At 37.7% G+C, this 12,457-nt stretch carries 12 protein-coding genes and 1 pseudogene; 10 read left to right on the forward strand and 3 right to left on the reverse strand.

The window, feature by feature from the left end:
• Window positions 1-125 precede the first annotated feature (125 nt).
• The 4 genes from IGJ49_RS02095 to IGJ49_RS02110 all read left to right on the forward strand — a co-directional run bounded on the left by IGJ49_RS02095 (window position 126) and on the right by IGJ49_RS02110 (window position 3,457).
• Entirely contained in the window at window positions 126-503 is a 378-nt protein-coding gene (locus IGJ49_RS02095) for a YxeA family protein (RefSeq protein ID WP_019722992.1), read from the forward strand.
• The gene (locus IGJ49_RS02100; protein WP_023519072.1) at window positions 496-1,248 is read left to right on the forward strand and encodes an ABC transporter ATP-binding protein; all 753 of its coding nucleotides are present in this window, start codon (window positions 496-498) and stop codon (window positions 1,246-1,248) included. The genes IGJ49_RS02095 and IGJ49_RS02100 overlap by 8 nt, the downstream gene beginning before the upstream one ends.
• A gap of 14 nt (window positions 1,249-1,262) precedes the next feature.
• Entirely contained in the window at window positions 1,263-3,077 is a 1,815-nt protein-coding gene (locus IGJ49_RS02105; protein ID WP_349520943.1) for an FtsX-like permease family protein, read from the forward strand.
• A gap of 209 nt (window positions 3,078-3,286) precedes the next feature.
• Window positions 3,287-3,457: a DUF2087 domain-containing protein gene (locus IGJ49_RS02110; RefSeq protein WP_349520945.1), complete on the forward strand. Its 171-nt coding sequence runs from the start codon at window positions 3,287-3,289 to the stop codon at window positions 3,455-3,457.
• Window positions 3,458-3,528: 71 nt separating this feature from the next.
• Here the strand turns inward: IGJ49_RS02110 and IGJ49_RS02115 are convergent, their stop codons facing one another.
• Window positions 3,529-4,035 (reverse strand): MurR/RpiR family transcriptional regulator, encoded by a 507-nt coding sequence (locus IGJ49_RS02115; protein ID WP_438723956.1) that lies wholly within the window; start codon window positions 4,033-4,035, stop codon window positions 3,529-3,531.
• Between the two features lie 48 nt (window positions 4,036-4,083).
• Window positions 4,084-4,296: pseudogene (locus tag IGJ49_RS02120) on the reverse strand (MurR/RpiR family transcriptional regulator); the annotation flags it as partial.
• Between the two features lie 657 nt (window positions 4,297-4,953).
• On the opposite strand from IGJ49_RS02120, the gene IGJ49_RS02125 reads away from it, so the two are divergent.
• The 6 genes from IGJ49_RS02125 to IGJ49_RS02150 all read left to right on the forward strand — a co-directional run bounded on the left by IGJ49_RS02125 (window position 4,954) and on the right by IGJ49_RS02150 (window position 9,737).
• Complete coding sequence (locus IGJ49_RS02125; protein ID WP_349520947.1) at window positions 4,954-6,543, forward strand: alpha-glucoside-specific PTS transporter subunit IIBC; 1,590 nt, start codon at window positions 4,954-4,956, stop codon at window positions 6,541-6,543.
• Between the two features lie 13 nt (window positions 6,544-6,556).
• A complete protein-coding gene (locus IGJ49_RS02130) occupies window positions 6,557-7,888 on the forward strand; it encodes a 6-phospho-alpha-glucosidase (protein WP_349520949.1) in 1,332 nt (443 codons plus the stop codon).
• Window positions 7,889-7,956: 68 nt separating this feature from the next.
• A complete protein-coding gene (locus IGJ49_RS02135; protein WP_153829902.1) occupies window positions 7,957-9,123 on the forward strand; it encodes an MFS transporter in 1,167 nt (388 codons plus the stop codon).
• Window positions 9,124-9,202: 79 nt separating this feature from the next.
• The gene (locus IGJ49_RS02140; RefSeq protein ID WP_349520951.1) at window positions 9,203-9,478 is read left to right on the forward strand and encodes an AbrB/MazE/SpoVT family DNA-binding domain-containing protein; all 276 of its coding nucleotides are present in this window, start codon (window positions 9,203-9,205) and stop codon (window positions 9,476-9,478) included.
• Window positions 9,472-9,600: a hypothetical protein gene (locus tag IGJ49_RS02145; protein ID WP_010736358.1), complete on the forward strand. Its 129-nt coding sequence runs from the start codon at window positions 9,472-9,474 to the stop codon at window positions 9,598-9,600. The genes IGJ49_RS02140 and IGJ49_RS02145 overlap by 7 nt, the downstream gene beginning before the upstream one ends.
• The gene (locus IGJ49_RS02150; protein ID WP_438723958.1) at window positions 9,558-9,737 is read left to right on the forward strand and encodes a hypothetical protein; all 180 of its coding nucleotides are present in this window, start codon (window positions 9,558-9,560) and stop codon (window positions 9,735-9,737) included. The genes IGJ49_RS02145 and IGJ49_RS02150 overlap by 43 nt, the downstream gene beginning before the upstream one ends.
• A gap of 206 nt (window positions 9,738-9,943) precedes the next feature.
• Here IGJ49_RS02150 and IGJ49_RS02155 read toward each other — a convergent pair whose 3' ends face one another.
• Window positions 9,944-12,079 carry a glucosaminidase domain-containing protein gene (locus tag IGJ49_RS02155; RefSeq protein ID WP_438722251.1) on the reverse strand — a complete coding sequence of 712 codons (2,136 nt, stop codon included), beginning with the start codon at window positions 12,077-12,079 and terminating at the stop codon, window positions 9,944-9,946.
• Window positions 12,080-12,457: the final 378 nt, after the last annotated feature.

Genomic DNA, 12,457 nt, shown 5'->3' on the forward strand with positions numbered 1-12,457 from the left:
CTCCAGATTCTTTTTTTTTATGGGACATATGACAATAATGAAAGAGTTTTGATAGTAAAAAGAAAGGAATTTTCACGGATACTTGACTATACTTAATTTATCAGAACAGGAAAGAAGGAGTCACAATGAAAAAATTATTGATTGGGTTGGGAGCATTTATCATCATCGCTTTTGGTGGCTACCGTTTAGCAGATCATTTGATCATGGGTGGTGAAAGCTACTATGTTCAAATCACAACGGATGGTGAGAAACAGGTGGATCACGCTGACGGTGGACAAGAAATCATCAGTTATCGTTATGAACTACCTGGGTTTAATAAAGAAGGTAAAGAAAAAACAATGGACTTCAATGGTTTTCAAGAACGACCATTAAGAAAAGATGCATTTTTGAAAGTGACTTGGAATAAAAATAAAGGCGTGACGTCTTATGAGGAAGTACAGGCAAAAGACATTCCATCAGCAGCACAAGAAAAATTAAGTAAAGGAACGGTCAATAATGGATAAAATCGTAGAAATCAAGAACGTAACAAAAGTTTACGGAAAAAGTAATGAGAAACAGACACAAGCATTGAACGGTATCAGTTTTAGTGTGGAAAAAGGCGAATTCATTGGTATCATGGGGGCTTCTGGATCAGGTAAATCAACCTTATTGAATATCTTATCAACATTAGATAAACCAACAAGTGGCACGATCCATATCAACCAAGCAGATGTCACGAAGTTGAAAGGAAATCAGTTAGCCGATTTTCGAGCAAAAGAAATCGGCTTTATCTTCCAAGATTTCAATCTTTTAGAGAACTTGACTGCACAAGAAAATATTGCAGTTCCGCTTTCTTTACAAGGCGTGAAACCAAAAGAAATCAAGAAAAAAGTCAATGCGGTGGCTGAACGCTTATCAATCAGTCACATATTAGACAGCTACCCCGCAAAAATCTCAGGTGGACAAAAACAACGGGTAGCAGCAGCCCGGGCACTAGTTACGCAACCAACGATTCTATTAGGGGATGAACCAACTGGTGCGTTGGATTCAAAAAGTGCGAAAGACCTATTAGATACGATGGAAGAATTGAATACAAATGATAAGGTTTCGATTCTGTTGGTGACACATGATGCTTTTTCAGCAAGTTACTGTCAACGAATCTTATTTATTAAAGATGGCGTGATCCATCAGGAAGTTAAACGCGGAGAACAAAGTCGTTCAGACTTTTATCGTCAAATATTAACGATTCTAGGTAATCTAGAACAGTAAGGGGGAAACTGAACATGCTTTGGAAATTATCACTTACTGGGATCAAGAGTCGGTTAAGAGACTATATTGTTCTATTTTCCGGTTTAGTCATGGCTTCAGCCATCTTTTATATGTTCGAGTCAATGGCCAGCAACACCGATTTTTTGAACAATAATTCCACTTTAGCGATGACAGTCTTTATCTTTCGCTTTGGGTCGGTATTATTGGGGATCATCACATTTGTTTACATTCTTTATGCCAACTCATTTTTGATGACGATGCGACAAAAAGATTATGCGATGTTTATGATGCTAGGAGCAAAAGGCCGGAAAATTGCCCAAATGATTTTCTCTGAGACCTTGATAGTAGGAACAGTCGCTACTTTGGTTGGTTCAGCGCTAGGTATTGGTTTAACAAGCGTCGTCCATCGACTATTAGTTGCCCAGTTAAATATTAAAATTACTCATTTTACACCGTTCAATATGAATGGATTATTGATTACTTTGCTGTTTTTCATCGTACTATTCTTATTAGCAGCGTTTGTCAATGCATTCTCGATTGTCAAAAAACCAATTTTGACTTTACTACGTGCGGATCAAACACCTGCGCAGATGAAACAACATAAATTCTTGTTTTTCCTTGAAGTAGTTTTAGGAATCATTTTTATCGGTGTCGGTTATTATATGATGGCAAATATCGGAACCTATCAGTTGATGGGAATCGCCGTCGCGTTAGTTACAATCGTTTTAGGAACGTACTTTATTTTCCATTCGGTCATCATTTTCTTCCTTAAACTATTGAAGAAAACAGAAAATCTTTCGATGAAAAAACTGAACAACTTTACGTTATCACAGTTAAGCTTCCGTATTCGTGAATACACACAAATGCTTTCAATGGTTGCGATGTTACTCGCATTAGCTTTAGGTGCATTAACAGTCGGTCTAGGCTTTAAAAACCAGATCACTCAGTTGACGAATGAAGTATCGAATTATGATCTAGTATTGAATCAATCAGAATTGATCGATCAATCTAAAGTGGCGAAACTTTCACCAACGATCAACGCGGTCTATCAACATAAAGAAGACGAAAAAACAGTGTACTATAACTATAGTGAGTTTGAACAAAATCCATTTTTGATCATGGAAAATCAAACACCTAACACTGGGGAAAGAAACGTCAAAACGAAAAAAGTAACCGCAGAAGAATTAGCGACAAACTTAAACTATCAAGATGAGTTGCGCTATTACGAATTGCCAGAACAACGAGAAAAAGAAATCAAATTACTGCCAGCAGAAGAATTTGCTCAATTAAATCTTCCACAAACCAGTATGCAACTGATCCAAGCAAAAGATTTCCATGAGAGTATTGAACAAATTGGTGATCTGGTAGCAGAAAACAATAAAAATAATGAATCATTAAAAGATGGAATGTTTAGTTTCACGCAAAAATATGATGCGTACCAAATGATCAATGGTATGTTCTCAGGCTTTGAATTCATGGGCTTCTTTTTAGGGATCGCCTTCTTGACAATGTTAGCAAGTTGCTTGATGTTCAAGATCCTCTCAGGTAGCAAGAGTGATGTCGTTCGTTACGAGATGCTCGGTAAGATCGGTGCTCGTCAAGCATTGTTAAAACAATCGATTCGTCGAGAAATCGGTATTCTCTTCTTAGCACCAGGGATTCTAGGAGCCATCCATGTATTATTTGGACTTCAAATGTTTACTGTTTTGATGGATGATCCATATCACAACTTATGGATACCATTTACAATATTCTTTGTTCTCTACTTTATCTACTATGTTGTAACTACTTGGCTGTACACAGGCATCGTTTTGAACAAAAAAGAATAAGTTGAGCTTGATAAAGAGCGAGAAGATGGTTTGTAGAAAAAACTCCTTCTCGCTTTTTCTGTTGCCTTCGATAAAATTTGCTTGAAGCATGATCAAATAGAGAAAAGATTACTGGATACGATGGAAGGATATCGGTTATGAGTGAACTGGCTAGATTTTTCAAAGATGGGCAACTGCAATAAATCCCTAGAAAAGAAAAAAATAAACGTTTGATCTTTGATCATCTTTATTCAAAGTTTGAATTTGATAAAGATTACTTAGAGAGGGAAGTCAACGCTATTCTAAAAAGTATTTATCTGGATCATGCGATATTACGGCCCTACCTCGGCGATTACCGTTACCTTGATCGAGTAAAGGACGGTTCGATCAAAAGGCAGTGAGAGAGACAGAACCCAATACATAAAAAGCGCATCTCTTTAAAAGCCAAATTGGCACGAAAGAGATGCGTTTTTTAGGAACTTTTATTTGTTTGTTTTTGCCAAGCATCATATTTCAACAAAAAATATTCGATCACGAAAAAAAGTGTTGAAGTTGTTTCAAAAGGTGTAAGGATATCTTCTTGATCTTGTAGTTCTGGATTCAAGAAGAAAATCGTTTCATCACAAAGTTTTGAGACAGTTGAGTTCCTAAGTTTTGTGATACCAATTGTCTGGATATTTCGTTGCTTCAGTTGCTTCGCTAATTTGACGACTTCAGAAGACTCACCATTTAGCGTGATCAACAGAACTAAGTCTTCTGGCTGAATGATTTGGTAAAACTGTTTGTTGATCGAAACGGCACCGAAGTCATAGAGTATCAATCCGTTGTGTACGAAAAGCAATTTCATATAACTTGAAACTAGCGTTTGTATATCACCTGATCCATAGATGAAAATCCGATTCGCATTAGCCATCATTGTACATAGATCAGTGAAATCTTTTTTCTTGAGGTTCTCAATTGTTTGGATATGATTTTCCAAGATTTCCTCCTCAAACTCGGATAGACGCACATTTTCCTGTGTAAGTTCATTTTTTAGATGATATTTGAATTCTGAGAAACCATCAAACCCTAATTTTTGGCAAAACCGCATGATTGTTGTGCGAGAAACGTTGCATTGTTTCGCCAGTTCGTTAATAGACATTGTTAAAGAATTTTTTTTGTGATTTGTGATATAGGACCAGATAAGAAAATCATTTTCAGTCAACCTTGACTGAAACGTCGTAATTCGGTCTTGTAACATCTATTTTCATCATTGCCAAAAATCTATAAATCGTTAGAACTCATCATTAAAGTTTTCAGAACCATGTTTCTACTACGCTTGTTTGGTCATCTGTGAATATGGATCTGACGAATAGTGGTTATTTTTTTGATGGATCGATTGAATGTTCGATTCTAATTTATAGATATTACAGGTTTTGACAAATCAGTTTCCCCCTTTTTCATTTGATATTTTTGAGAGAGTTCACGCTGTAATCGACGGAAACGTTTCTCAATCTTGTTAGTTTTATTGCTATTTTCATAGACCTTGCAAGGTAATACAACTGCTAAATCTTTGTTACCTAACTCAATAACCAATTCTTTATCAGTCAATTGTTGTTTGGTAGACTGCCTTCACTCACCCTTTGGTTTACTTGGAGGATTTTCCAATTACGTGTGTCCTTCTTGTTCTCACCTCACTATTAAGATACGCCTTCATGTACCGTTTATTTGATTAACTACTACCGGACCTCTGGTTTTATTCTCGAAGATAGGATGTGACGATTCACAAATTTTGTGACAAAAACCTTTTTCCTGTGAGGAGTTTTTAAATCATCTTAAAGTGTTTCAGGAATCCATTTTAATAGTAAACTAAGAATCGGTAAAGCGCTTACTAAAAAATATGAAGGACTAAAAAACTATGATGAAAAAAATTCAAAGATTTGGTGGAGCAATGTTAGCACCTGTCATGCTATTTTCTTTTTTTGGTATCGTTATTGGTTTTTCTTTACTTCTTTCCAATCAAACGATCATGGGAGATATTGCTGCGCCTGATACACTCTGGTATAAGTTCTGGAATGTTGTAGCAGCCGGTGGCTGGACACCATTTTTTCAATTACCGCTTTTATTTGTGGTCGGATTACCAATCAGTTTAGCTAAAAAATATGCAGCTCGAGCAACGATGGAAGCATTAGTGACCTATATTGCTTTCAATTATTTCGTCAATGCAATTTTAACGTTATGGCCAAATACTTTCGCCGTGGATCTATCTCAAGGAACAGCCGTTGGTTCTGGGTTAACATCGATTGCTGGAATCATTACTTTAGATACGGGCATGATCGGAGCATTGTTGATCTCAGGTATCGTGGTTTATTTGCATAATCGCTTTTATGAAAAAGAATTACCAGAGATGTTGACGATTTTTAGTGGTTCTGTTTTCGTTACGATGATCGCTTTTTTTGTCATGATTCCTCTAGCACTTTTGATGTGTGTCGTATGGCCTATCATCCAAGAAGGAATGAGAAGCATGCAAGGATTTTTTATCAATTCAGGAAATTTTGGTGTATTCTTCTATCAATTTTTACAGAAAATCCTTATTCCAACTGGCTTACATCATTTTGTGTACGCCCCATTTGCTTATGATAGTGCGGTAGTTGAAGGCGGGATGGCTGCTTATTGGGCATCAAATATCGGCGAATTCCAAACAAGTGCACTTTCGCTTAAAGAACTTTATCCTTTTGGGGGTTTTTCTTTATCGGGTATGTCAAAAGTATTTGGAACAGCCGGCTTAAGCTTAGCCATTATTCAAGCCGCTCATCCAGAGAAAAAGAAGAAAGTTATTGCATTGATCGCCCCAGCTGCATTAACTGCGATTTTGACGGGAATCACTGAACCTATTGAGTTTACGTTCTTATTTGTTGCTCCAGCTTTATGGGGTGTCCATGCGCTATTAGATGCGTCCATTGCTACGGTTTCTTACGCTTTCGGCGTCGTTGGTGATTTTGGTGGTGGATTGATCAATTGGTTAGGATTAAATTGGTTGCCTCTTTGGAATTTTCATGGTTCGACCTACCTCACCCAAATCATGATCGGACTTACATTTACTGCGATCTGGTTCTTAGTATTTACCTTCATGATCAAAAAATTCAATTTAAAAACTCCAGGACGTGAAGAGGATGTATCAGAGATACAACTTTATTCAAAAGCTGATTACGAAAACAAAAAGAAGACACAACAAGATGAACAAGAGAAAAACCTACCTAAACATGCTAGACAAGCACAAGCCTATCTAGTGTTAGTAGGTGGAAAAGAGAATGTACTGGATGTGACGAATTGTGCCACACGGTTACGACTTACCGTGAAAGATACAAGTAAAGTAGCCAGTCCTATTGATTTTCAGGAAGCTGGGGCTTCAGGACTTGTCAATCCTGGAAATGGTGGTATCCAAATCATTGTTGGGTTAACTGTTCCAAGAGTGAGAGAATCATTTGAAGAATTGATCGTAAAATAAGAGGAGGATAATTATGAATAAGAAAAAAAGTTCAATCTTGATCGCCGGTGGAGGGAGCACATATACACCTTCATTAGTGATGATGTTAATAGAAGACCGAGAACGATTTCCAGTCAGAAAAATTAAATTTTATGATAATGATGAACAAAGGCAAGCAGTTATAGCAAAAGCATGCGCGATCATCCTCGCAGAACGAGCGCCAGAAATCGAATTTGATTATTCAACAGATCCTAAAGAGGCTTTTACAGATGTTGATATCGTCATGGCACAACTAAGAGTTGGAAAATATGCCATGAGGGAACAAGATGAAAAAATTCCATTTAAGCATAATGTTGTAGGTCAAGAAACATGCGGACCAGGGGGACTTGCTTATGGGTTGCGCTCGATCGGGCCAGTCTTAGAACTAGTCGACTATATGGAAAAGTATTCACCGGATGCTTGGTTATTGAATTATTCTAATCCAGCAGCAGTGGTCGCAGAAGCAACAAGAAGGTTTCGTCCCAATTCAAAAATCATCAATATTTGTGACATGCCCGTTTGTTTAGAAGATATCATGGCTCGAGTGATTGGGCTACGGGATCGAAAAGATTTTGAAACGTCTTATTTTGGCTTGAATCACTTTGGTTGGTGGACAAGTATCAAAGACCATGACGGTAATGACTTGCTGCCGAAAATAAGCACCCATGTAAAAAAATATGGCTATACAGAACAAACACAACAAGGCCAACACAAAGAAACAAGCTGGTTGGAAACCATGTTAGCAGCCAAAGAGTTACATGAAATTGAGCCGACCTTTTTATCCAATACGTATCTAAAATATTATTTGATGGCTGATGAAACGGTTGCTCATGCCGATAAACAGTATACAAGAGCGAATGAAATCATTGATGGACGGGAGAAAATCGTTTTTGAAGAATGCCAGCGGATTATTAATAACCAAACAGCTAAAGACACGCTTTTTGTCTCTAATGAGCATGCCTCATTTATTACAGATCTAGCTTGCGCGTTGACATTCAATACAAAAGAGCGCATGATTCTGATCGTTGAGAATAATGGTGCCATCTCTAATTTCAATCACGATGCGATGGTCGAATTGCCTTGTATCGTAGGGAAAGACGGTTATGAAGTACTATCGATTGGTGAGATCCCTACTTTCCAAAAAGGTTTAATGGAACAGCAAATTGCATCTGAGAAGTTAGCAGTCGATGCTTGGGGACAAAAATCATATCAAAAATTATGGCAAGCCTTCATCATGAACAAAACGATACCTAGTGCAAAAGTAGCGAAGGAGATCCTTGATGAAATGATTGAAGTCAATGCTCCTTATTGGCCGGAGCTTCACTAGGTATCACTTATAAAAATGAAAGGGGTCGGCTGGAGGAGATTCTTCAGCCGATCATTTTGAAAGTAGATATGGCAGTAAAGAATAAATTTCAACTCGTCTATTTTTTTCAGTATGCGTTGATGGCTACTTTGATGACACAGATCGTGCCGTTTTTGACCGAACAAGGCTATGATGCGGTCCAGAGAGGCTGGTTTTTGGCTTCTTACAGTGTGACCACGATGATCTTCCAAATCTTTATTGGCTATTATTCTGACCGAAGCAAGCAGATAAAAAAAGTTGCCATGGTAGTTTCTGTACTATTCGTATGCTTTGCAATCACTTTTTATATGTTAGGAAAAGATATCTTGCTAATGCATCTGATCGTACTGGCTATTGCAGGAGGGCTATCCAATACAGGAGCAACCGTCCTAGATAATTGGGTGTTATCAGAGTCAGAGATGCGAAACAACCTTGCGTCGATCAAAGCAATAGGTTCTTTAGGTTGGAGTGTGATGAGTGTATGTATTCCGGTATTCATTTTTAATAATAATTATCAGTGGCTGCTCGTTCCTTTTCTCTTTTTTCTAATCAGTTATTTGTACATCGCAAAAACAGTGCCTCAAACACCTCACGATACAAAGGAACCTAAAGAACAAAAAAACGAGGGATTTAATCTTTCGGATATGTATCAGCTGTGCAAGAATGGGGAGTTTTTATGTTATACGTTCCTATTTTTTCTTTTATATTTAACGATCGTCGCCAATAATACGATCGTGATTGACAAGTTACTCTTAATGGATAGTGGAAATACGTTCGTGGGATTAAAGTGGGCGATTCAAGCTTTCTGTGAAATCCCGGCGTATCTTTTATTGAATCATTCGGTGACAAAATGGAAAAATGAGCGATTGATTTTTATTTCTGGTTTCTTTTTGGTCCTGCAATTTTTGATTTATGCAACTTCACGAACGCCGTTAGTATTGCTTGCTGCCAGTTTCTTGCAGTTTTTTACTGTTCCAGCTTTTACTATCGGTAGTCGAATGATTATCAGTGAGATTACCCCTAAAAATATCTTTTCTTCAGGGCAACTTCTATCTATAAGTGTTTATATGGGGCTTTCTTCCTTCATTTCTCCATTACTTGGCGGTGTCCTGGCGCAACAGTTATCATTGAACCAAGCACTTTATTTTTTTAGTCTGCTGCCAATCTTCGCTTTTATTTGTTATTACTGTTACAGGAAGTATCAAAGAAATAAATGAAAAATCTGAACAGATGTGTACAAAAAAAGTGGGGGATGCAATACTTTTTTTGTATATAAAATAAAGGAGAGGAATACTTATGGATAAAAAAGTGCAAGTCTCAGCTAAAATGACATCTAAAAAACAAATCACTGTCCCTAAGAGTGTGCGCCAAACATTAGGCTTGAAAGAGAATCAGAAAGTTATTTTTGAATTCACGCCTGAAGATGAACTTAAAGGGACTAGTGAAAAAACAATTATGGCTTATGAAGACTTTTGGAACAATGAGTTGGTTGTGATGGAAGAACATGCGAGTGATGATACAGAAATCGTTGATTTTGGAGAGGATGTAGGCGAGGAGAAAATCGAATGGTAAAACAAGGGGATATTATTTTTATAGATTTGGTTCCAACAAAAGAGAACGGACTAGCAAAAAAAAACGACCGTGTGTCATCATTAGCAATGACAACTATAACAAGATTTTCAATGCCGTTTTAGCCATGCCAATCAGTAGTGCAACAAAATATTTACAGGAAAAATATCAACGCTCAGGTGCATTTCAAACAATTTTTGATACAGCGATGTATACAATCAAAGGAACGATATTATGTCAAGATATCCGAAGCATCGATTGATCTTAACGCAGTAATCTTCAAATGGCTGATCAAATTGATCCTCAAAAGAAAGAAAGGTTATCAGAGATTGCCAAATATTTTTTCTAACCAATAATGTAACTTTCCAGCGCCCATTTAGGTGGAGTAAGATACATAAAAAGAACCAGAACTCAGAAGTATTCCATCAACTTCTGAGTTTTGGTTCTTTGATAGAGTGTCCATTTTTGCTATCTCAAGAATTGTTTCATCCGAAAGACACGATCAAGGTTCAAGCGACTAGCAAGTGGCTGATCGGTTTCTCTGACCGTTACAGAAAGTTTCTGTGGGATCTCTCTCACTGAAAAATGATGCCATAGGTCCCAGAAAGAAGCAAATCTTAATTCTGATAGATATAGAAGTGAAGGGTTTCTTTGATTGAATAACGAAATGGTCATTCTAGATGAAGTAGACGAAGAATTTCGCCAACGAGTAGGAACGACAAAGGAATCCATTCGCTCATTTGTTTCAGAATCCTGTTTTTCTTGTTCTTTTGGTTCGTCGTATTGCGTCAAGTCATAGGCTTCAATGATGGCATTCAATTTCCTAGAATATTGTCGATCTGTCGCATAGCGCCCTTCTAAATACTTCGTTGCTTCTCGGTAATCTTTAGTCTCAGATTTCCACGTTGGTTTATAAAAATCAGCATTATGAGATAAGCCGTTTTTGATCAAATCTGCGTAGTCTTTTAAGCTTTCTTTGTAAGAGGGGTATTTACGAAATGCTGCACGGATTTGATAGTTTTGCCCAGCTGCCGTTTGTTCCAATGTGTTGAAGGAAATACTACTCCCTTTATAAGCGCCCTTGATCCCAAAAAGATTATAGTTCGGTGAACGAGAAAGCAAGCTGTTGCCAGAACCACTTTCTAGAATAGCTTGTGCCATCATAACAGAAGCATAAATATTTTCTTCTTGCCCAATTTCTCGAGCATCTTCAGCGATTTTTTCAACAAACTGATCTGTTGTTTGATTTTGTGCGAAATGGAATGAATCGTTGATCCCATCTAAAATCGGTGAACTAGCTAACGAATTTGTCGCTCGTGGTAAACCAGCTATATTGACACGTAAGGCAAAGTCGGGTCTGTAATCCTTGATGGAAGTGATCAGCACATGGTCACCCGGTTGAGGGGCATGGATGTAATTCCCATTACCAATATAAATACCTACATGATGGGTAGTACCCGAAGCAGGTCCCCAAAAAACTAGATCGCCTGGTTGAGCATTCTCGACAGGGATTTGTGTACCCGCATATTGTTGTTCCCCTGTCCAACCTCCAATCGAATGGCCAGTTACTTTTTTATAAATGTAATAAGTCAAACCAGAACAATCGAAAGTCGTAGGACCTTTGGCACCCCAAACATATGGTTTTCCCAGCTGGCGATATGCTTCTTTTACAAGTGCTTGTTGGGTGCTTGTTGTGTTGGCCGGTAAAATTGCTTCGATTGGTGTTTTTACAACAAAATCAGATGATTCTGAAGCTGGGTTTTCAATTCGATCGGGCGTCTGAGGCCGATTAGTGTTTGTTGTCTGGTTTGAAGATGAGCCATTATTGTTTGTTGATCCTGTAGAACCACTTGTATTCCCATTATTATTTGAAGAACTTGGTGGTCGTGAAGGATTTGTCGTATTTCCTGTAGTTGAATTTCCGTTGTTGTTGCCATTATTTCCCGAATTGCCAGTATTGCCATTATTACCACTATCCGGAATATCTGGAGTAACTGGCGTTGGCTCAGAAGAATCCGCCGTTTCTTCTTCTGGAGAGGTTGGTTCAGAAGGGGAAGTTGACGACTCAAATTTTGCGGAGATCGTTAAATCAGTCACGCCGACTGTAAAAATTTGTTTGGTATAGTCGATTTCTTGCGCACCTTCGATTTTGACAGAAACTAATTGTTCATTCGTTTCAGGTGTGATCATATATGTAACTTTGGTTCCTTCTTTTAAGTCTTTGACTTTGCCAGACTTAGAAATCTCTAGAAAATCTTCTTCTGTGTACTCTCTTGTTTTGATCTCAGATTTTTCTTTCTCTTCATCAACGATCTTCAATTTGATTTTTTCACGTAAATTCCGAGCAATCGATAGCGTCCGAGTGGCTGTTTCGGTCGATTCTTCCGTTGATTCCTCTGGATTATCGGAAGAATCTGTTGAAGAACTTGATAGCGTGGAATCATTAGTACTTGAATCGGTCGTAGCTGAAGGTGACTCCGCAACGATCGTGCTTTCGGATGTCTGTGTTCGCCTGATTGTAGCAAATGCAGGCTGTGTAGATAACAAAGTTGGAGCAATCAGCCAAGATGCTGCAAGTAGGCGTATTGCTGTTTTTTTCTTCATAACGAAATACTCCTTTTCTTTTTCCACAGTTGCACTAATAAAGTTGCATCTGTTCTGTCAGTTGCTTGATTTCGTGAATATATTCAATCATGATTCACGAATAAAAAACAAATAAACATTGGACAAAAGTATTAAGTAGCTATTCATTTCGTTTGAACATTCATTGTTTGATGTACCCTATTTCATTTGTGGGGGCACAAATTTTGGGGGAAATGAGTACACTTACTATAAGTTTACCAAAGATTTATCAATTCTTCAAAACATTTCGTTAAATAACGAACGTAAAAAAAGCCTTGGTTGCTGGCTTTTTATGGAAGAAATAAAAATATAAAATAACGCATTATTTAAAAAAACAATGATAACAGGTTCAGTCATCAT

The organism is Enterococcus sp. AZ171, from assembly GCF_051714005.1.
Classification (GTDB): Bacteria; Bacillota; Bacilli; order Lactobacillales; family Enterococcaceae; genus Enterococcus_B; species Enterococcus_B pernyi.